Here is a 20,732-nt window from a genome sequence, read left to right as displayed (position 1 = left end):
GTTATCAAACTGAACGGCTACTTTACCACTGGAGAGCGCCTTGAAAACAGCACTGCTTCTTGAGAGGCTGCAAAATCAGCTTATTGTTCTGCGGGAGCAGGCTACACCGCTGATGGGCCACGCCACGCTGAAACCGCGCTTTGACCGGCAGCTTTTTCGTACCCGCAGCACCGTCATTCAGGATTACCTGGCGGAAGCGCAGACCAACCTCGACGAGCTTCGCCATGCGGTTGAGAGTGAACAGCAGGAACAGGTGGCGTGGCTCGCAGAGCATCTCACAGAGCAGATCACCGCTCTGCATCGCGAAATCGCCGCCTGGCCGCTGCGCGCCTGGGACAGCGCCTCGCCGGGGCTCGGTAAATGGCAGCGCAAGCGGCTGGAGAACCAGGAGTTTGAGCGCAGGCTGTTTGAGATGAAGCGCGAGCGCGAGACGCGGCTAAACAACAGCGAGACGCTGGAAGAGCAGCAGCTATTGATGCGCGAGATTAGCGCGCTGGAAGGACGTATCGTCCGCTGCCGTCAGGCGCGGGACGAGATTGAGCGCGTCATTGAACGTTTGACCCGTTAACAGGAGCCACACCCATGTCACTGGAAAATGCACCCGATGAGGTCAAGCTGGCCGTCGATTTGATTATGCTTCTCGAGAATCATGAGATCCCCGCCGAGACGGTGCTTAAGGCGCTGGAGATTGTGCGGCGGGATTTTGAAGGTAAATTACCCTCACCCCAGCCCTCTCCCTGAGGGAGAGGGGGAAAATCGCTCCCTCGCCCCTGAGGGCTGAGAGAAAATAGATTAAGCAGGCGTAGGATCGTCACCCTTAATGTCGCGCTTCACTTCCGTATGCTCATCACCTTTCTCGTTACGCAGGTGAACCTCAAGCTGGTTGAAGGCGATATTAATATCGTTTTCACGGCACAGACGATCGATAGAACGGTTGAGTTCATCCACCGTGTAGCTGCGGTCACGCAGCTCGCGCACGTATAAACGCAGCTCGTGATCCAGCGTGCTCGGCCCAAAGGTGGTGAAGAAGACCGCCGGAGCCGGATCGTGCATCACTTTCGGGTGTTCTGACGCCGCCTTGAGCAGCACCTCTTTCACCTTCTCCAGATCCGATCCATAGGCTACGCCCAGGCGGATCACCACGCGCGTCACCGTATCGGAAAGCGACCAGTTGATCAGGCGCTCGGTCACGAACGCTTTGTTCGGGATGATCACCTCTTTGCGATCGAAGTCGGTGATGGTGGTGGCACGAATACGGATCTTGCTGACCGTACCGGAGAAGGTGCCGATGGTAACGGTATCGCCGATTCGTACCGGACGTTCGAACAGGATGATCAGGCCGGACACGAAGTTACCGAAGATCTCCTGCAGGCCAAAACCAAGACCGACCGAGAGGGCGGCCGCCAGCCACTGCAGTTTATCCCACGAGACGCCAAGCGAGCCAAAGACCGTCATCGCCCCGACAATAATGATCACGTAGTTGAGGATCGTGGTAATGGCGTAGGACGCCCCCTGGCGGAGATTCAGACGTGACAGGAGCAACACTTCAAGCAGGCCTGGCAGGTTGCGAATCAGCGCCCAGGCCACCACCGACGACACCAGCGCAAACAGCAGGCTGCCCATGGTCACGCTTTTCATGACCGCCGCGCCCGCTTCGGTACCGTTGTATTGCCAGAGGGTAATACTGTCGAGATAGGCGAAAACGGTAATAAGATCGGACCAGATAGCCCAGAACATCACCGCAAACAGGGCGATCATCACCAGCATGGTGATGCGCAGCGTCTGCTGGTTAACCTGCTCCAGGGCAATGGTCGGCTCTTCCTGAGGCTCCGCGCCTTCGGCCCCCTCTTTCACCTGATGCTGACGACGCGCGATAGCACGGCGATAGGCGATGCGGCGGGCCGCCACGCTCAGGCCGCGCAGCACGGTCTGATAGAGCAGGTTCCAGACGATCACCAGATAGACCGTTTCAATCCAGCGCCCGGACAGGCGCAGCGTGGTATAGAAGTAGCCCGTTGCCGTCAGCACCATTAGCGCCAGCGGAATGATCGCCAGCACCGTCACGGTGGCCAGGCGAATATTGTGGGACTCTTTATCACGCCAGCTGTCGCGGCACATCGGCCACATCAGGATCGCAATCAGCAGCAGGTTCAGCAGAATGACCAGCTGGCCCAGCACGTCATCCATCAGGTGCAGCGGAGAAAGCTCAGAGACAACCGACCAGAAGTGCAGCGGCAGGAGCGCCAGGCTGATGCGCACAATCTGACGACGCCAGTGGCTGGTCAGCTGCGCAGGCATGTTGAAATGACGCACCGCCACGCCGTCTTTTTCCAGCACCTTCCAGCACACGCCAAAGACCAGCCAGAACAGCGCCAGTTTTTTACTGAACGCCCACAGCAGGTCGCTGACGTTGAGCTGCATCGTGAGCAGAATCAGGCCCACGGCCAGAATAATCAGGCACACCGGCAGGGCGCGGATGAGATCGATCAGAATCGCTTTTGGCGTATGGAGCTGGCTATCGTTGCGCAGCTGACCCACTTCGGAGGCCAGCTTCGCCTGGTATTTTTTCAGCCAGCCCAGACGCCAGCGGATCAGGCCGGCAATCAGCAGCAGCGGTAATCCAGCCAGCAGGGCAATCGTCACCGCAGGCCAGGCTTTCTCCCAGTTTACGGTGACCTTCATGCTCTTAATTTGCGTTTTCAGCGTCTCCGGGAAGGATTTGACCCAGTCCCAGTCCATCGGCTTGTTGCTGTTCACCCAGAAAATCTGCTGGGTCAGGATCTCCTGCAGACTTTTCGAGACGCTCACCAGCTGCTGCTGGTTGATTTGCAGGTTAATGGCCATCATCAGCTGGTTGCCCAGCTGTTTGTTGAGCTGGTCCAGCAGCTCGCGACGCATATCGACGACCTGGAGCAGCGCGTCATGCACTTCCGGGTTCACGTCGCTGGAATGCCCCTCTTCAATTTTGGCGACAAAGGCATCGCTCTGGAAAAGGGCATCGCGCTGCTGGTTGACGTCAAACTGTTCCAGACGTAAATCCGCAATGCGGTTGGTCATGTCCTCCAGCTCATCGGCGGACGGGAGCGTCTGCTGCTGCTGGTAGAGAATACGCGACAGCAGGAGGCTGCCCTTCAGGACCGCGATCTGCTCTTTGATGTTGCGTTCAGCCTGCAGCGCGCGATCCAGCCAGTTCTTCACTTTGATATTTTGCTGAACCAGCGAGTTGCCGTTTTCCGTCGCCAGTATCAGGCGCTGGCTAAGCTGGTGGTTGGCCTCGAGCTCCTGTTTCACCAGCGGATTCGCCTGAATGCGGGCAGTTTCATCAGGCGATACGGCCTCCTGGGCGGTTTTTTCCGTCAGGGTCAGGCGTTTGCTGTTGACCGCCTCCTGCAACAGCTGAAGCTGGTGTTCCAGGCGGTTAATATTCGCGGTGACGTAATCACGCTGTTTCTGAAGCGTGTCCTGCAGCACCGTATTCCCTTCCAGGCTTTTACGCTGCTGTTCGATTTGCGCATTAAGCAAGGTCTGCTGCACCAGCAGCAGGGTTTGCTGCGTCGGGCGCAGCGTGCCTTCGCCTACCGTCGTGCCGTTCAGACGGTTGCGGATCTGCTGCAGCTGCTGAGACGCGGCGTACATCGCGTTTTGCACGCGCTCGGGCTGGGTCTGCAGCGAGACAAGCTGGCTGTTATAGGTGGCGAGATCCGACTGCGCGGTTTGCAGGTCGTCGAGCAGTTGCGCGACGCGGGACTCCAGCTGGCGTAAAGAGAGCGTCGAGAGCGTCTTGCGCGTCTCGTCGTCGTTATCCACATCGCTGAGGGCATTCAGCGCGTCGGTGGCCTTACGCATGTTTTCAGGCGCCTGCGCCACCTTCTGGCGAAGCTGGACGGTTTCCGCTTTGATGCGTTCAATTTTATCCAGCGTTTCCAGCGTTTCAGTCAGATCCTGCTGGACGAGTTTATCCTGAGGGGAGAGATCTTTTTGTTTATTCAGCGTGTCGAGCTGCGACTGAACATCGCTGCGCGAGGGAATATCGTTGCTGTTATCGGCGCGGGCCCAGGTCAGCGGCGCCGTGGCGAAGAAAAACAGCATCGCAAAGAGCAATGCAAAAACAGGATGTTGCGAGCGATTGATGGGCAGCATAGTTGTGAATGATGTCAGAAGATGACCGAAAATAGTCCGGCGTGAAGAATATCACGCTCGCTGAAAGCAGAATAGCGCGAACGTTATCCTCTGAGATAAATCCTGGAAAGGGATCAGGCCGTTAGCGAAGGCGCGTCGCTGCGCAGCGTGGGGCAGAGCTGTAGCATTTCCAGTAAAATCGCCACGTAGCTGCGGGCTTCCTCTTTGAGGTCAAAGGATTGCGGCGAGAAAAGCCAGTTTTCCATCAGACCTGAAATGTAGCTGCGCATCAGGATTGCCGCCCGTCGGGTCAAGAGATTGGCCGGTAAGAGTTTTGCCTGCATACACAGGTTCAGATTCTGTTCAATACGATCATAGCTCTCCAGGCTAAGGCTGCGTTGCGCCTGCTGCACCACCGCCATCTCGCCCACGAACTCGCATTTATGAAAAATAATCTCCATCATTAATCTGCGACGTTCTTCAACTACCGTTGCTTCAAGGATATATACTAATATTTCTCTCAATACTGAGAGTGGATCGTCAGGGAATTTTGCCCGATACTCACTCTCGAGATCGCTAATGCTGGACTCTGAAAGCTCCCAGATTTCACTGAACAGATCTGACTTATCTTTAAAATGCCAGTAAATCGCTCCTCGCGTCACACCGGCAGCCTGAGCAATCTGCGCCAGCGAGGTGGATGAAACACCCTGCTGCGAGAACAAACGTATTGCCACATCCAGAATGTGTTGTCGGGTTTCCAGCGCTTGTTGTTTAGTTTTTCGTGCCATAGGTGGGTGAATTTACAGGAGTCAGATTTACATACATTTGTGAATGTATGTACCATAGCATGACGATAATATAAACGCAGCAATGGGTTTTTAGACTCAGGACCCTTGATCAATTTGAAATCGGACACTCGAGGTTTACATATGAACAAAAACAGAGGGTTAACGCCTCTGGCGGTCGTTCTGATGCTCTCAGGCAGCTTAGCGCTAACAGGATGTGACGACAAACCAGCTCAACAAGGAGCTCAGCAGGCGCCAGAAGTAGGCGTCGTGACGCTCAAATCTGAACCTCTACAAATCACCACCGAATTACCAGGCCGTACCAATGCTTACCGCATTGCGGAAGTGCGTCCTCAGGTCAGCGGCATTATCCTGAAGCGTAACTTCACCGAAGGTGGTGATGTGAAAGCCGGTGAGTCTCTGTATCAGATTGATCCAGCAACCTATCAGGCCTCTTATGAAAGTGCGAAAGGCGACCTGGCGAAAGCACAAGCCGCGGCCAAAATTGCTCAGCTGACGTTGAACCGCTACCAAAAGCTGCTCGGTACCAAGTACATCAGCCAACAGGATTACGATACCGCTCTGGCCGATGCACAGCAGGCTAACGCGGCCGTGGTGGCAGCCAAAGCGGCCGTCGAAACCGCGCGCATTAACCTGGCCTATACCAAAGTGACCTCCCCTATCAGCGGTCGTATTGGTAAATCTTCCGTCACGGAAGGGGCGCTGGTGCAGAACGGTCAGACCAATGCGCTGGCAACCGTGCAGCAGCTTGATCCGATCTACGTTGACGTGACGCAGTCCAGCAACGATTTCCTGCGCCTGAAACAGGAGCTGGCTAACGGCACCCTGAAACAGGAAAACGGCAAAGCCAAGGTGGAGCTGATTACCAACGACGGTATTAAGTTCCCGCAGGAAGGTACCCTGGAATTCTCTGACGTGACGGTCGACCAGACTACCGGTTCCATCACCTTACGTGCGATTTTCCCGAACCCTGACAAAAATCTGCTGCCAGGTATGTTCGTTCGCGCGCGTCTGGAAGAAGGAACGAATCCAACCGCACTTCTGGTTCCACAGCAGGGTGTGACCCGTACGCCACGCGGCGATGCGAGCGCGCTGGTTGTTGGGGCTGATGACAAAGTCGAAACGCGCAATATCACCGCCACTCAGGCGATTGGCGATAAATGGCTGGTGACGGAAGGTCTGAAAGATGGCGATCGCGTGATTGTTACTGGTTTGCAAAAAGTTCGTCCTGGCGCGCAGGTTAAAGCACAGGAAGTGAAATCTGACGATAAACAACAAGCTTCGGCCGCTGGCCAGTCAGAACAAACCAAGTCTTAACTTAAACAGGAGCCGTTAAGACATGCCTAATTTCTTTATCGATCGCCCCATATTTGCGTGGGTGATCGCCATAATCATCATGCTGGCCGGGGGACTTGCGATCCTGAAGCTGCCTGTCGCGCAATATCCAACGATTGCGCCACCGGCGGTGACAATTTCCGCAACCTACCCGGGGGCTGATGCGAAAACGGTGCAGGACACCGTCACCCAGGTTATCGAACAGAACATGAACGGTATCGATAACCTGATGTACATGTCCTCAAACAGTGACTCCACCGGTACGGTGCAGATCACCCTGACCTTCCAGTCAGGTACGGATGCTGACATTGCGCAGGTTCAGGTGCAGAACAAACTGCAGCTGGCAATGCCTTTGCTGCCGCAGGAAGTACAACAGCAGGGTGTGAGCGTCGAGAAATCGTCCAGTAGCTTCCTGATGGTTGTCGGCGTTATCAACACCAACGGCACCATGACGCAGGAGGATATTTCCGACTACGTGGGCGCCAACATGAAGGACGCCATCAGCCGTACTTCCGGTGTGGGTGACGTGCAGCTGTTCGGTTCCCAGTACGCGATGCGTATCTGGATGGATCCGAACAAGCTGAACAACTTCCAGCTGACGCCGGTTGACGTGATCAGCGCGATTAAAGCGCAGAACGCCCAGGTAGCGGCCGGTCAGTTAGGCGGTACGCCGCCGGTGAAAGGCCAGCAGCTTAACGCCTCGATCATCGCGCAGACCCGTCTGACCTCTGCTGATGAATTCAGCAAAATTCTGCTGAAGGTGAATCAGGACGGTTCGCAGGTTCGCCTGCGCGACGTGGCGAAAGTTGAGCTGGGCGGTGAGAACTACGACATCATCGCGAAGTTTAACGGTAAACCGGCTTCCGGTCTGGGTATCAAACTGGCGACCGGCGCTAACGCCCTGGACACCGCCACGGCGATCCGCGCAGAGCTGAAGAAGATGGAACCGTTCTTCCCGTCAGGTCTGAAAATCGTTTACCCGTACGACACCACGCCGTTCGTCAAAATCTCGATTCATGAAGTGGTTAAGACGCTGGTTGAGGCGATCATCCTGGTATTCCTGGTGATGTACCTGTTCCTGCAAAACTTCCGCGCGACGCTTATCCCAACGATTGCCGTGCCGGTGGTATTGCTCGGGACCTTTGCGATCCTGTCGATATTCGGCTACTCGATAAACACCCTGACGATGTTCGGGATGGTGCTCGCCATCGGCCTGCTGGTGGATGACGCCATCGTCGTGGTCGAGAACGTCGAACGCGTGATGGCGGAAGAAGGTTTGCCGCCGAAGGAAGCGACCCGTAAATCAATGGGCCAGATCCAGGGCGCGCTGGTCGGTATCGCGATGGTACTGTCTGCGGTATTTATCCCGATGGCCTTCTTCGGAGGCTCTACCGGTGCGATTTACCGTCAGTTCTCCATTACCATCGTTTCCGCGATGGCGCTGTCGGTGCTGGTCGCGTTGATCCTGACTCCTGCCCTGTGTGCCACCATGCTGAAGCCAATTCAGAAAGGCGGTCACGGCGAGCACAAAGGGTTCTTCGGCTGGTTTAACCGCATGTTCGATAAGAGCACGCACCACTACACCGACAGCGTGGGCAACATCCTGCGCAGCACCGGTCGTTACCTGCTGCTCTATATCATCATCGTGGTGGGCATGGCTTTCCTGTTCGTCCGTCTGCCAAGCTCGTTCCTGCCAGATGAAGACCAGGGCGTGTTCCTGACGATGGCACAGCTTCCGGCGGGTGCCTCGCAAGAGCGTACCCAGAAAGTGCTGGATGAAGTGACGGACTACTATCTCACCAAAGAGAAAGACAACGTTGAGTCCGTGTTTGCGGTTAACGGCTTTGGCTTTGCGGGTCGTGGTCAGAACACCGGTATTGCCTTCGTTTCTCTGAAAGACTGGTCTGAACGTCCGGGCGAAAAGAACAAGGTTGAAGCCATCACTGGTCGTGCAATGGGCACCTTCTCGCAGATTAAAGATGCGATGGTCTTTGCCTTTAACCTGCCAGCGATTGTTGAACTGGGTACCGCGACCGGCTTCGACTTCCAGCTGATTGACCAGGGCGGTCTGGGTCACGAGAAACTGACGCAGGCGCGTAACCAGCTGTTTGGTGAAGTCGCTAAACACCCTGACCTGCTGGTTGGCGTGCGTCCAAACGGCCTGGAAGATACGCCGCAGTACAAGATCGATATCGACCAGGAGAAAGCCCAGGCGCTGGGCGTATCCATCAGTGACATCAACACCACGCTGGGCGCTGCCTGGGGCGGTAGCTACGTTAACGACTTCATCGACCGCGGTCGTGTGAAGAAAGTGTACGTGATGTCCGAGGCGCAGTACCGTATGTTGCCTAACGATATCAACAGCTGGTTCGTGCGCGGCAGCAATGGTCAGATGGTACCGTTCTCGGCGTTCTCAACCTCACGCTGGGAATACGGTTCGCCGCGTCTGGAACGCTATAACGGTCTGCCATCGATGGAGATCCTGGGTCAGGCTGCTCCGGGCCGAAGCACCGGTGAAGCCATGAACCTGATGGAAGAACTGGCAAGCAAACTGCCTGCGGGTATCGGCTATGACTGGACCGGTATGTCCTATCAGGAACGTCTGTCCGGTAACCAGGCTCCAGCCCTGTACGCCATTTCACTGATTGTGGTCTTCCTGTGTCTGGCGGCACTGTACGAGAGCTGGTCGATTCCGTTCTCCGTTATGCTGGTGGTTCCGCTCGGGGTTATCGGTGCGCTGCTTGCGGCAACGTTCCGTGGACTGACCAACGACGTTTACTTCCAGGTAGGCCTGCTGACAACCATTGGCTTGTCGGCGAAGAACGCGATACTTATCGTTGAATTCGCCAAAGATCTGATGGAGAAAGAAGGCAAAGGTCTTATTGAGGCGACGCTTGAAGCGGTTCGTATGCGTCTGCGCCCAATCCTGATGACGTCGCTGGCGTTCATCCTCGGCGTACTGCCGCTGGTTATCAGCTCCGGTGCGGGCTCCGGCGCGCAGAACGCGGTAGGTACAGGCGTGATGGGCGGTATGGTTACCGCGACCGTACTGGCTATCTTCTTCGTACCGGTGTTCTTCGTGGTGGTTCGCCGCCGCTTTAGCCGCAAGAATGAAGATGTTGAACACAGTCATTCGGTAGAACCTCACTGATACCGGTTCCACATGATAAAAAGGCCGCATTAGCGGCCTTTTTCATTTTCAGAAAAAATCATAAATTACGCTTATTGTGGCTCTATTTATTTTCTGCCATCTTAAATAGACATATCATAATTAACTGATACCTTAATCGGTGAATTCAGGATTTTTTTAATTTCATTTCCCCGCTTAAGATATTAGGAATATTCCTAATAAGATGTTCTTACAAAGATAAGTCTGAATCTGAACTTTTCTCATCATTTTTGCTAAGCCGATGAAACGTAAGGAAGCGATAAAACCCCGTCGTTAATTTGGATAAAAACGTTGAGTCCAGGGTGACCATTTGCGTACACGCTCCCAGCCTGCGGTTTTTATTTGTAATTTTTCGTAATAGCGCGGTGAAATCCAGGAAGGAGTGGCTTATAGTTAGGTTATCAGGAACACAGCACTCATGTAGCTAAGTCAGTTGTATCCATCCCGACAATGATGTTCGGTGAGTAAGAAATCACTCAGAAGGGGATGCGCTATGGACGAGTACTCGCCAAAAAGGCATGATATCGCGCAGTTGAAATTTCTCTGCGAATCCTTGTACCATGACTGCCTTGCCAATCTTGATGAAAGTAACCATGGCTGGGTAAACGACCCAACGTCTGCCATCAATTTACAGTTGAATGAGCTGATAGAGCATATCGCAACCTTCGCACTTAATTATAAAATTAAGTACAATGAAGATAATAAGCTCATTGAGCAAATTGATGAATACCTGGACGACACCTTTATGTTGTTCAGCAGTTACGGCATTAACGCTCAGGATTTGCAAAAATGGCGTAAATCGGGAAATCGGCTATTCCGCTGTTTCGTCAACGTGAGCAGAGCTAACCCGGTGAGTCTTTCCTGTTAAAATTATTACAATTACTAAGGTGAATTTATGTCTGATAAACCACTCACAAAAATCGATTATTTGATGCGCTTACGACGTTGTCAGTCAATTGACACGCTTGAGCGCGTCATTGAAAAGAATAAATACGAGCTTTCTGATAATGAACTGGCGGTATTTTATTCAGCCGCTGACCATCGTCTTGCTGAACTGACAATGAATAAACTGTATGACAAAATCCCTACTTCTGTGTGGAAATTTGTCCGTTAATCTTTGAAGGGTGTCTGTAGAGTTCTACGCCTCGTTCTGAGTATTTACCTGTCCCGTTATGCTCCCTGTGCCCAGGCCAGGTCTCCGTGTAAAACGTGTTCATCAGCAGCAATGTTGTGACGTCAGTCACATCGGCTTTTCGGGAACGTTCCCCTTCTGGCCTGTTCCGATTACCCTTCGGTAATAACATCCAGAGAGGTTTCCAATGAGCTTAGAAAAACAGAAAATGATTGCCGGTGAACATTACCGCCCCGGCGATGAGACGTTACGGGCTGACCGACTGCACGCCCGCCATCTGGTTTACCGCTATAACCACACCGCGCCTGATGAAAAAACAGAACGCCAGAACATTCTGGCGGAACTTCTGGGACAAAGCGCAGGCGCTTATATTGAGCCGAGCTTCCGCTGCGACTACGGATATAACATTTATCTGGGCAAAAACTTTTACGCTAACTTCGACTGCGTGATGCTGGATGTCTGCCCTGTTCATATTGGCGATAACTGTATGCTCGCACCGGGTGTTCATATTTATACGGCTACCCATCCCCTGGACGCGGAAGAACGAAACAGCGGCGTGGAGTTTGGAAAACCCGTCAATATTGGCAATAACGTCTGGATTGGCGGCAGGGCTGTCATTAACCCTGGCGTCACCATTGGTGATAATGTGGTCGTGGCCTCCGGCGCCGTCGTGACGAAAGACGTCCCGGCTAACGTCGTCGTTGGCGGCAATCCGGCAAAAATCATCAAAACGCTGTGAGGTTGCGGGGAGTCAACTGTTATAGTCTTTTAGCGCCAGACTGTTACTTTTTTCAGCCTGATGGCTCCCCTAAAATTGGCAGACCCCCTGTATTGTCAACTCTTATGAAGGCAAAAAATGACCGAGATACAGCGCCTGCTTACCGCCACCATCGACGATCTTAACCTCCGCGAAAAGCGCGACAATCGCCCGCGCTTTAGCATTAGCTTTATTCGCAAACATCCTGGACTGTTTGTCGCCATGTATGCCGCCTGGCTGGCGACGCTTGTTGTGATGCTGAAGTCCGAAACGCTGGTGGACTCCGTCTGGCTGCTGGTTGTACTGTTTGTCGTCTTTAACGCCTTTTTCTTTTTCGACGTGAATCCGCGCTACCGTTACGAAGATATCGACGTGCTCGATTTTCGGGTCTGCTATAACGGCGAATGGTACAACACGCGTTACGTGCCAGAAGAGCTGATCGAGAACATTATGCACTCTCCGGCGGTTGAAGCCGGGCAAAAAGAGAAGCTGCAGAAAATGGTCTCCACCAAAGGTCAGCTCTCTTTCTATGATGTTTTTACCCTTTCCCGCCCTGCTGCTGCGTAATTAACGCCTGCAGGCGTCGGATCCCCGGCGCAAACTGAGAAGCAGAGGTATTGCCGTAACCTAAAACCAGACCGGTTTGCCCCTGCTTCGCCTCCAGGTAGTACCCGCTCAGCGCAGCGGGTGCCAGCTGAAACGCCCTCGCCTGCTCCACCAGCTTCTGGTCGTCAATACCGTCTATCGCCAGCGTCAGATGCATTCCCCCTTCGCCTGCCAGAATGCGGTGCGGAGAATAAAGCTCTGCGCCCAGCACCTCACGCAGCTGGCGGTAGCGTTTACGGTAGAGCCGACGCATGGCGGCAAGATGACGGGCGTAATGACCTTCTTCAATAAACAGCGCCAGGGTACGCTGCTCCGCACGATGCCCTCCGCGCAACAGCGAGCCGATAGCCGGGCGAGCCGCTTTCGCCAGCGCTGGCGGTAAAACCATAAACCCCATTCTGAGCGAGGGAAACAGCGTTTTACTGAACGTCCCCAGATACACAACGAGCGCATTGTTGACCATTCCCAGCATCGCCGGTACGGGCTCACCGGCATAGCGGAACTCGCTGTCGTAATCGTCTTCAATGATCCACGCGTTGTGCTGCCGGGCCAGCTCCAGCAGCGCCAGCCGCCGCCGCGCGCTGAGCACACTTCCGTAAGGGAACTGATGCGAAGGTGAGGTAAAAATCATTGAGGGCGCAGGCGCATCCAGCCCTTCCCAGCACATTCCCTCGTCATCAACCGGTATTCCCGTCATTGCCAGGCCAGTTTTAACAAACGCACTCTTTGCCCCGCTATAGCCGGGGTTTTCTACCCAGGCGACATCGCCAGGCTCGCTTAACAGCATCGTGCAGAGGTTGACGCCTTCAAGCGCCCCTTCGGTTATCGCAATCTGGCTGGCGTCGCAGTCGATACCGCGGGACAGGGCGAGATGCCGGGCAATCGCGGCGCGCAGCGACGGCTCGCCGGCCGGGTCGCCATAGCCTAACAGGGCACTCCCCTCCTCGCGCAGGACGCGATCGTACAATCGCCGCCACAGCGGCAAGGGGAAATAGTTAATGGCAGGCGTTCCCGGCGTAAACGCCATCACCGGGGTGTCGCGCGGCACGGGCGCGGGCAGCAGGGCGACCCGTTTTGTCAGACTGACGTCAGGATCCGGCAATGTCCGGGCAATCGTACGATGAGCGAATTGCCCCACCCGCGTTCCCTGACGGTTACGCAGTAAATAACCTTCGAGCGTGAGCTGGTCCAGCGCCGCATTGACGGTGTTTCGGGAAACCGAGATCTGCTGCGCCAGCGTTCGCGAACCGGGCAGCTGGCTGCCGGACCGAAGCCTTCCGCCCAGTATGGCCTCCCGCAAAGCGAGATAGAGCGCGCGCTGAAGCGTCTCCTGCCCACGCTTTTTCAGCGCAGCATGGAGCAAAGTGTAAAACTCATCACCCGGTATATTCATCTTCCCTCCTTGTGGTACCAGAAAAACATAGCCTGGTGGTTCTTTTTAAGGAACCAGCAATTCACTAATCTGGAGATCTTTTCAACGTCATGGAAATAAAGATGAATACATTCAACGAGTTTGGACAGCCTGTAGGCGAAGCCCTTATCGACTGGCAGCCTCGTCAGCACCCGTCCCGGGTGGTCCTTCAGGGTCACTATTGTCGGCTTGAGCCGCTGCGCGTGGAGCATGCCCACGCGTTGTTCTCCGCCTATTCCCTGGCCGAAGATACCCGCAGCTGGACGTGGCTGCTGCGTGAACCCGATGCCACCGCAGAGGAGTTTGCCAACTGGGTGGCGAGCGTAAGTGAGTTATCCGATCCCATCCACTTTACCGTTATGGACAACCGGACCCAGTCTCCTGTCGGGACGCTGTCCCTGATGCGGATCGATCCTAAAAACGGGGTCGTGGAAGTGGGGCACGTTCACTTCTCTCCTCTGTTAAGCCGCACGCCAGGGTCGACAGAAGCGCAGTATCTGCTGATGCGATACGTGTTCGATTCCCTGGGGTACCGGCGTTATGAATGGAAGTGCAATAGCCTGAACGAGCCTTCCCGTAAAGCGGCGCTGCGTCTGGGCTTTCAGTTTGAGGGGCGCTTTCGTCAGGCGCTGGTCATAAAAGGCCGTAACCGGGATACCGACTGGTTTTCGATTCTCGACAAAGAGTGGCCGGCGCTGGCGAGCGCCTTTGAAAGCTGGCTTGCCACCGACAATTTTACCGCCGATGGCAAACAGATTAGATCCCTGGAAAGCTGGCGAGAAACGCGCGTTTAGCGTCTTTTTTTACGTCCCTGAACCGCCTTAAAGCGCGGATTAGATTTGCAAATCACGTATAAGCGTCCCTTGCGTTTGACAATCTGGCAATCCGGGTGGCGCTGCTTTGCACTGCGTAATGAGTTAAGTACCTGCATGATTAGCCCCGCTTCGCATTGAGAAAACCGCCAAAACGCTTGCGGAAGCGCGCTGCGCTGCCGTCCGTGGAGAACGTTTTTTGCTTACCGGTATAAAACGGGTGCGATTTTGAAGAAACCTCGATGGTGATGTACGGATACGTTTCACCGTCGAGTTCAATTTCGCGGTCGGTCCTAATGGTTGAGCCAACTTTAAAGTATTCATTAGCGCTGGTGTCGTGGAATACCACGGTGCGATAGGCTGGGTGGATATCGGGTTTCATCGTAAATCCTTTATGTTTTGTTATAACATAACAAAATAATATCCAGGCGAGGTTGAAAAAACAACCCCTCTCTTCTGACGATAATTTCTCGTATGCCTGAGATAAAATGAAAACCATGCCAACCACGTGCTATAACTATATCATTTCGCTGTAAAATCTTTCTCTTCAGGCAGGGAACTCAATGCCCAGGAACGGGTATACGAGGAAGGACACGACAGCATGAAAACCCGACATCTGGTCAGTCTGGTGACTGGCGTACTTATCTTTTCTGTGCTGGTCCCCATTTGCCTGAGCATCTGGCTGGCCCATCGCCAGGCGGAAGATAAATTCGCCGATGCGCTGGATAACTATGCCTCCCGCGTGCTGGTACGCACCGACAGGGTTGTGGATCAGGCAAAAGAAGCGCTCGATCACCTGCAGGCCTTTGAGGGCGTGCCGTGTAGCCCCTTGCAATTGCGGGAAATGCGCCGGGTCGCTTTCTCGTGGCGATATGTCCAGGAAGTGATTTATATCGACAACCTTCGACCGCTCTGCTCCTCCCTGGAGCAAACCAGCCATGCGTCCCCTTTCCCTCCTCCAATGCGCATTACCGAAGATGGTTACAGCGCGCGGCTGACCACGCAAAACGATCTTGGGTTTAACCGCTACATGACGGTGCTGGGAAAAGGCCACTACCTTGTCATGATCGATCCTGCCTCGCTGGTGGACGTGATCCCTTTCGGCGAGATAGCGATTGATGCCGCCCTGGTAGGAAGCGCAACGCACCGCATATTTGCCAGCAGCAGCAAGCTCGACTCTCATATCCGCGACATGGTTCAGGAGCGGGGTGTGAAAAGCGTGCAGTACAACGGTTCAATGTACGTCATGAAGTCTGTACCTGAGCTTGGGTTTACCGTTGTCGCATGGGCAACGCTCAAACCGCTGGCTGAAACCTGGCACCGGCAGCTTCTTTTCTGGTTACCGTTCGGCATGTTGATAAGCCTGCTCGCCGCACTGTTTGTCCTGCGGATCCTGCGGCGTATCCAGTCGCCGCGCAATCGCCTGCTTGACGCAATTAACAGCCGGGATTTTGTGGTCCACTATCAGCCCATCGTGGCGCTCTGTAGCGGAAAAATTGTGGGCGCTGAGGCGCTAACGCGCTGGCCGCAGCCGGACGGAAGCTGCCTCTCGCCGGATATTTTTGTCCCTCTTGCCGAGCAAACGGGGCTCATCTCGAAGCTGACGCAGTTAGTCATCGAAAAGGTGTTTGAAGATATGGGCCACTGGCTGCAACGCTATCCGGATCAGCATATCTCCATTAACCTCGCCCCTGCCGATTTAACCTCCGGCATCCTGCCGCCTCTGTTGAGCCAGCTCCTGAACAAGTGGCAGATCCACCCCCGGCAAATCGCCCTTGAGCTCACCGAGCGCGGCTTTGCCGATCCCAAAATTAGCGCACCGGCTATCGCCGCATTCCGTCGTTCGGGCCACCCTGTCTATATTGATGATTTTGGCACGGGCTATTCCAGCCTGAGCTATCTGCAGGATCTGGACGTCGATACGCTAAAAATTGATAAATCGTTCGTGGATGCGCTGGAGTATAAAAATGTGACGCCGCACATCATTGAAATAGCGAAGTCGCTGAAGCTGGCGATGGTAGCGGAGGGCGTCGAAACCGCAGGGCAACTCGCCTGGCTACACCGCCACGGCGTGCAGTACGGGCAGGGGTGGTACTACAGCAAAGCGCTGCCAAAAACGGAATTTATTCTCTGGGCAGAAAATAACCTCGGCATGCATTCTACTTAAGATAGGATTTCATCACCCGCAACACCACGCCAAGATCGGCTTCACGCTGCGCTTCTTCAGGCTCTTTCACCACATGATCGGTTAAATGCCCTTCGATCACCTGCATCATCATGCCATTCACCGCCCCGCGGATCGCCGCCAGCTGCTGTAACACCTCGGCGCATTCGTGATCGCTGTTGAGCATTTTTTCCAGCGCGGTGCTCTGCCCCTGAATTTTCTTCAGGCGAGTCAGTAACATTTTCTTGTCGCGAACGGTATGTGACATCTCTGTATCCCTTATTTTTTGGCTTTTAAAGCATATCACGCTCTACTCCCCCTGAGTATTTTTCTACTGGGGGGTAGTATTGTACTACTGGGGGGGAGTAGTATCTTCACACGCTTTCCACTCCGGAATTTCCCATGACCGATTTTGCTTCACTCCTTCAGCAGGGCAACGCCTGGCTGTTTGTTCCCAGCGCTATCCTGCTCGGTGCGCTACATGGCCTGGAACCGGGCCATTCAAAAACAATGATGGCCGCCTTTATCGTGGCCATCCGAGGCACGCTGAAACAGGCGGTGCTGCTCGGCCTGGCGGCCACGCTCTCCCATACGGCGGTGGTCTGGCTCGTTGCGATGGCGGGATTATGGTTTGGTCGGGGCTGGGATGCACACACGTCCGAACCCTGGTTCCAGCTGATTTCCGGGGTGCTGATCGTTGCGATCGCCCTGTGGATGGCGTGGCGAACCTGGAAAGAGAGCCAGCCGCACGATCATCATCATCACGACCATGATCACCACCACAATGACCATGACCATGACCATGACCACCATCATGATCATCACCACCACCACCACGAACACTCGCTGGTTGAAGAAGAGTGGCAGGACGCCCACCAGCGCGCTCACGCGCAGGATATTAACCGGCGCTTCAGCGGTCAAAACGTCACCACCGGCCAGATCGTGATGTTTGGCCTGACCGGCGGGCTTATCCCCTGTCCGGCGTCCATCACCGTGCTGCTGATCTGCCTGCAGCTGAAGCATTTCGCCCTCGGCGCGACGCTGGTGTTCAGCTTCAGCATTGGTCTGGCGTTAACGCTGGTCGCTTCCGGCGCGATTGCCGCCTTAAGCCTCAAGCACGCGACCAAACGCTGGCCCGGGTTTAGCGAATTCTCCCGTAAAGCGCCGTGGATCTCCGCTGCGCTGATTACCGTAGTAGGGATTTACATGAGCCTGCATGGCCTGAGCGGCATTCTGGCGTAAGACTGCGGCCACGCTCTGTGGCCGCATCTTCATGGTCAGCTAAGGGTTCTGCTGCCAGCTGAAGGTATAGCGAAGCTGGCGTGTCTGCAGGAGGAATTCCGGAGAGACGCTGGGGCTCCAGGAGTCGTCGCCGCCCACGCCCATATGGAACGCATCGAGATTGAGCCAGCATCCCGGCTCTTCGCGCAGCAGATGATGATGGGTTGTCTCACGCAGCTGCTGCTGGCCGTAGCGGCTCACCGAGAAATGGAACCGGCCGTTCAGCTGATGCGTTCCCACCACAAGTTCCCGGGTATCGCAGCGCAAACCATTTTCCGTCGGGAAGATATACGGCGTGTGCATGGCCTCGAGAGGTAATGTCCAGCGACCCTGCTGCGCCGCCAGCTTTCTGTCCGGGTAGTTTTCATGCGGCCCCAGCCCCAGCCAGTGAACGTTTTCCGGCGTTTCGGCAAGATGAACGCTCAGGCCAACGCGCGCGGGTTCAGGGATATCAGATGCCATATCGACCTGAATATCGCCATGCAGAACGCCCCGATCGTCTACCCGCCAGACTTTACGGCTCATGAACAGGGCTTTGCCGCGATACTCAAGTACGTGCTGGGTTGTGACCACCACGTCGCCTGCGTGCTGCTGTGCCTCACAGTGCAGAACGCGCGAGGTGAGATCGTACATGCCCGACGCTTTCCAGCGCTCAACCCAGGCGTTCGGATCGATCTGCGTCGCCTCGCTCACGCCAATGTCGTTATCCAGCGGCGCGCGGCTGACGTTATCCGTCAGAGGTGAAAGGAGCGTTTCAACGCCGTTTCGCCACCATTGGGACAGGTTTCCGGTTGCGCGATCGAACTGCCAGCGCTGTTGACGATGGGCGATCTCCAGAATGCGATCGCTTTGCGTTAACACCGGCGGCTCGCCCGCCGGGACTGGCGGAGCAATAAAAAGGGGAGCCGGAAGCGGCCACTGCTCCCACGCGCAGCGGTGGTCAGCCGGAGACCACGGCGTTGCCCGCGGCTGGCGTACTTCAACGTTCAGCCAGACCTCACCCGGCACGGCTTTCAGCGCCGGCAGGTCAATCTCCAGACGCTGGGTGCCTTCAGGCGCCATCGAGAGCGTCACCTCGCCCGCGGCCAGCACGTCCCCGTCCCGGGCAACCGTCCAGTTCAGCACTTCGTTATCGGTGTGGCGGAACAGATAGCCGCTTTGCACCTCAATCACCAGCGGAGAGGTGCTGACCCGCGTAAAGGTAAAGAACTGCTGGGCGCGCTGCGCCTCGAACAGCGCCGGGTGCGGCGAGCGATCGGGGAACACCAGCCCGTTAAGACAGAACTGCCGATCGTTCGGCTTATCGCCGAAGTCTCCGCCGTAGGCCCAGAACGCGTTGCCCTTTTCGTCCCGTTTCGTCAGGGCCTGATCGACCCAGTCCCAGACAAACCCACCCTGCAGGCGAGGATGGCTGCGAAACGCTTCCCAGTATTTCGCAAACCCGCCAAAGCTATTTCCCATCGCGTGGGCGTATTCACAGAGGATCAGCGGGCGCGTTTCGTCCGGCATACCGATCCATTTCTTGATTGACCATTTAGGCACTGCCGGGAAGGGCTGATCCCGATCGACCCGGGCGTACATCGGACAGACAATATCGGTCGCCGCCGTGTTCGCGCCGCCGCCTTCATACTGCACCGGACGCGTAGGATCGGTGGTTTTCAGCCAGCGGTACAGCGCATCGTGATTCGCGCCGTGGCCCGACTCATTGCCCAGGGACCAGATGATAACCGAGGGATGATTACGATCGCGCTGCACCATGCGGGTCACGCGTTCGCTCATGGCGGGCAGCCAGCGCGGATCGTCAGCAAGGCGGCTCATCGGCACCATGCCGTGCGTTTCGATATTGGCTTCGTCAACGACGTACAGCCCGTAGCGGTCGCAAAGCCGGTACCACAGCGGATGGTTCGGATAGTGCGAGCAGCGCACGGCGTTGAAGTTGTGCTGCTTCATGATTTCGATATCGCGGCGCATGGTCGCTTCGTCCATCACCTGACCGTTTTCCGGGTGATGCTCGTGTCGGTTAACCCCGCGGATCAGCAGCGGTTTACCGTTGAGCTTCAGCAGGCCGTTGCCGATGTCAACGCGGCGGAAGCCCACGTCGCACGCCTCAACCTCCAGCACCTCACCCTGCGGGTTAAGAAGCGCAATCGTCAGGCGATATAGTTCTGGCGTTTCAGCGCTCCAGAGCGCGGGCTGGTCAACAGGGATCGCCGCCGTTAAGCGCTCTGCCCAGCTGCCGCGCTCGTCGACGATGGCAGATCCTGGACGCCGGGAAACGCTGGCGCATTTTTCACCCGTGCGCCACAGGGTCATGACCACCTCGCAGTCTGCAAAGCCAGCGCCTGCCAGCGCGACATCCACCTTCAGCACCGCGCGGTCCAGCTCCGCATTCAGGTCCGTCACCACGTGATAATCGGCAATCTGCGTCTCGGGTTTATGCAGCAGCGTCACATCGCGGAAGATGCCGCTCATGCGCCACATGTCCTGATCTTCCAGATAGCTGCCGTCGCACCAGCGCAATACCATGACCGCCAGCCGGTTCTGCCCGGGGCGCAAGGCCGCCGAGAGGTCAAATTCGGCGGGCAATCGGCTGTCCTGGGAATAGCCCATCCACTGCCCGTTGCACCAGAGATGGAACGCCGAGTTCACACCGTCGAAGATGATGCGGGTCTGCCCGCTTCGAAGCCAGGCGTCATCCACCTCAAATGTGAGCGAGTAACAACCGGTCGGGTTTTCCTGCGGCACGAAAGGCGGGTTAACGGGAATAGGATAGGTAACATTGGTATAGATGGGCGTGTCGAACCCCTGCATCTGCCAGTTAGACGGCACGGGCATCGCAACGGCATCGGCGCAATCTTCGGTTACCCATGCCTGAGGAACCTGCTCCGGCGCGGTAAAGTAGCTAAACCGCCACACTCCGTTCAGAGTGTGCCTGCTGATGGATCCAGCCTCCTCTCTGGCAGAGGGTTCATTGCGCCAGCTGTGTAACGGCGCGTGTGCGGCCAGACGGTTCCACTGGGTGACGCCAGGATTTTCCCAGTCCCGACGGGCCAGAATGGCGCTGAGGGTCAGCGGTGAAGTGGTGGACATAGTAACCTCTTTGCGAAGCGCTCACAATTTTGGTTAACATGCCCTGGCAC

Annotated in this window: 17 protein-coding genes and 1 pseudogene; 11 read left to right on the top strand and 7 right to left on the bottom strand. The window is 55.7% G+C overall.

All coding sequences use genetic code 11. The features are described 5' to 3' along the window. Nucleotides 1–40: 40 nt before the first annotated feature. Both priC and rsmS read left to right on the top strand, forming a co-directional pair. On the top strand, nucleotides 41–568 hold the full coding sequence (gene priC / locus LBF07_RS16470; protein ID WP_064673431.1) for a primosomal replication protein N'': 528 nt from the start codon (nucleotides 41–43) through the stop codon (nucleotides 566–568). Between the two features lie 14 nt (nucleotides 569–582). Further along, nucleotides 583–781, top strand: a pseudogene (gene rsmS / locus LBF07_RS16465) (pleiotropic regulatory protein RsmS). An 11-nt stretch (nucleotides 782–792) separates the two neighbouring features. Here rsmS and mscK read toward each other — a convergent pair. Continuing rightward, nucleotides 793–4,140 (bottom strand): mechanosensitive channel MscK, encoded by a 3,348-nt coding sequence (gene mscK / locus LBF07_RS16460; protein WP_094934745.1) that lies wholly within the window; start codon nucleotides 4,138–4,140, stop codon nucleotides 793–795. A gap of 113 nt (nucleotides 4,141–4,253) precedes the next feature. After that, nucleotides 4,254–4,907: a multidrug efflux transporter transcriptional repressor AcrR gene (gene acrR, locus LBF07_RS16455; protein ID WP_033144791.1), complete on the bottom strand. Its 654-nt coding sequence runs from the start codon at nucleotides 4,905–4,907 to the stop codon at nucleotides 4,254–4,256. 141 nt (nucleotides 4,908–5,048) lie between these two features. Here acrR and acrA point away from each other — a divergent pair, with 141 nt between their 5' ends. The 6 genes from acrA (at nucleotide 5,049) to LBF07_RS16425 (ending at nucleotide 11,885) form a co-directional block, all read left to right on the top strand. Then, entirely contained in the window at nucleotides 5,049–6,242 is a 1,194-nt protein-coding gene (gene acrA, locus LBF07_RS16450; protein ID WP_029741963.1) for a multidrug efflux RND transporter periplasmic adaptor subunit AcrA, read from the top strand. Between the two features lie 22 nt (nucleotides 6,243–6,264). Next, nucleotides 6,265–9,411 carry a multidrug efflux RND transporter permease subunit AcrB gene (gene acrB / locus LBF07_RS16445; RefSeq protein WP_029741964.1) on the top strand — a complete coding sequence of 1,049 codons (3,147 nt, stop codon included), beginning with the start codon at nucleotides 6,265–6,267 and terminating at the stop codon, nucleotides 9,409–9,411. Between the two features lie 511 nt (nucleotides 9,412–9,922). Continuing rightward, on the top strand, nucleotides 9,923–10,297 hold the full coding sequence (gene tomB / locus LBF07_RS16440; protein WP_008499288.1) for an Hha toxicity modulator TomB: 375 nt from the start codon (nucleotides 9,923–9,925) through the stop codon (nucleotides 10,295–10,297). A 27-nt stretch (nucleotides 10,298–10,324) separates the two neighbouring features. After that, nucleotides 10,325–10,543: an HHA domain-containing protein gene (locus tag LBF07_RS16435; protein WP_008499287.1), complete on the top strand. Its 219-nt coding sequence runs from the start codon at nucleotides 10,325–10,327 to the stop codon at nucleotides 10,541–10,543. Between the two features lie 205 nt (nucleotides 10,544–10,748). Next, nucleotides 10,749–11,300 (top strand): maltose O-acetyltransferase, encoded by a 552-nt coding sequence (maa, locus tag LBF07_RS16430; protein WP_047061252.1) that lies wholly within the window; start codon nucleotides 10,749–10,751, stop codon nucleotides 11,298–11,300. A 117-nt stretch (nucleotides 11,301–11,417) separates the two neighbouring features. Beyond that, complete coding sequence (locus LBF07_RS16425; protein WP_045400719.1) at nucleotides 11,418–11,885, top strand: YlaC family protein; 468 nt, start codon at nucleotides 11,418–11,420, stop codon at nucleotides 11,883–11,885. On the opposite strand, the gene LBF07_RS16420 is transcribed toward LBF07_RS16425, so the two are convergent. Then, complete coding sequence (locus LBF07_RS16420; protein ID WP_094934746.1) at nucleotides 11,857–13,317, bottom strand: PLP-dependent aminotransferase family protein; 1,461 nt, start codon at nucleotides 13,315–13,317, stop codon at nucleotides 11,857–11,859. The two genes, LBF07_RS16425 and LBF07_RS16420, sit on opposite strands and share 29 nt — an antisense overlap. A gap of 101 nt (nucleotides 13,318–13,418) precedes the next feature. Between LBF07_RS16420 and LBF07_RS16415 the strand changes: the two genes are divergently transcribed. Then, on the top strand, nucleotides 13,419–14,129 hold the full coding sequence (locus LBF07_RS16415) for a GNAT family N-acetyltransferase (RefSeq protein WP_087822105.1): 711 nt from the start codon (nucleotides 13,419–13,421) through the stop codon (nucleotides 14,127–14,129). Here the strand turns inward: LBF07_RS16415 and ykgO are convergent. Both ykgO and LBF07_RS16405 read right to left on the bottom strand, forming a co-directional pair. Beyond that, a complete protein-coding gene (gene ykgO / locus LBF07_RS16410; RefSeq protein ID WP_003859006.1) occupies nucleotides 14,126–14,266 on the bottom strand; it encodes a type B 50S ribosomal protein L36 in 141 nt (46 codons plus the stop codon). The genes LBF07_RS16415 and ykgO overlap by 4 nt on opposite strands. Nucleotides 14,267–14,268: 2 nt before the next feature. Further along, nucleotides 14,269–14,529, bottom strand: coding sequence for a type B 50S ribosomal protein L31 (locus LBF07_RS16405; RefSeq protein ID WP_045356432.1), 261 nt, complete (start codon nucleotides 14,527–14,529; stop codon nucleotides 14,269–14,271). A 219-nt stretch (nucleotides 14,530–14,748) separates the two neighbouring features. On the opposite strand from LBF07_RS16405, the gene LBF07_RS16400 reads away from it, so the two are divergent. Next, a complete protein-coding gene (locus LBF07_RS16400) occupies nucleotides 14,749–16,314 on the top strand; it encodes an EAL domain-containing protein (RefSeq protein ID WP_206461986.1) in 1,566 nt (521 codons plus the stop codon). Here LBF07_RS16400 and LBF07_RS16395 read toward each other — a convergent pair. Continuing rightward, nucleotides 16,307–16,579, bottom strand: coding sequence for a metal-sensing transcriptional repressor (locus LBF07_RS16395; protein WP_023310594.1), 273 nt, complete (start codon nucleotides 16,577–16,579; stop codon nucleotides 16,307–16,309). The two genes, LBF07_RS16400 and LBF07_RS16395, sit on opposite strands and share 8 nt — an antisense overlap. Before the next feature lie 134 nt (nucleotides 16,580–16,713). Here LBF07_RS16395 and LBF07_RS16390 point away from each other — a divergent pair, with 134 nt between their 5' ends. Continuing rightward, on the top strand, nucleotides 16,714–17,553 hold the full coding sequence (locus LBF07_RS16390; protein ID WP_094934747.1) for a nickel/cobalt efflux protein RcnA: 840 nt from the start codon (nucleotides 16,714–16,716) through the stop codon (nucleotides 17,551–17,553). A gap of 39 nt (nucleotides 17,554–17,592) precedes the next feature. Here LBF07_RS16390 and LBF07_RS16385 read toward each other — a convergent pair whose 3' ends face one another. Continuing rightward, nucleotides 17,593–20,682: a beta-galactosidase gene (locus tag LBF07_RS16385; RefSeq protein WP_094934748.1), complete on the bottom strand. Its 3,090-nt coding sequence runs from the start codon at nucleotides 20,680–20,682 to the stop codon at nucleotides 17,593–17,595. Nucleotides 20,683–20,732: the final 50 nt, after the last annotated feature.

The sequence above is a fragment of the Enterobacter cloacae complex sp. ECL352 genome (assembly GCF_020149545.1).
Classification (GTDB): domain Bacteria; phylum Pseudomonadota; class Gammaproteobacteria; order Enterobacterales; family Enterobacteriaceae; genus Enterobacter; species Enterobacter asburiae_B.
This window is presented reverse-complemented; position numbering and strand designations above follow the sequence as displayed.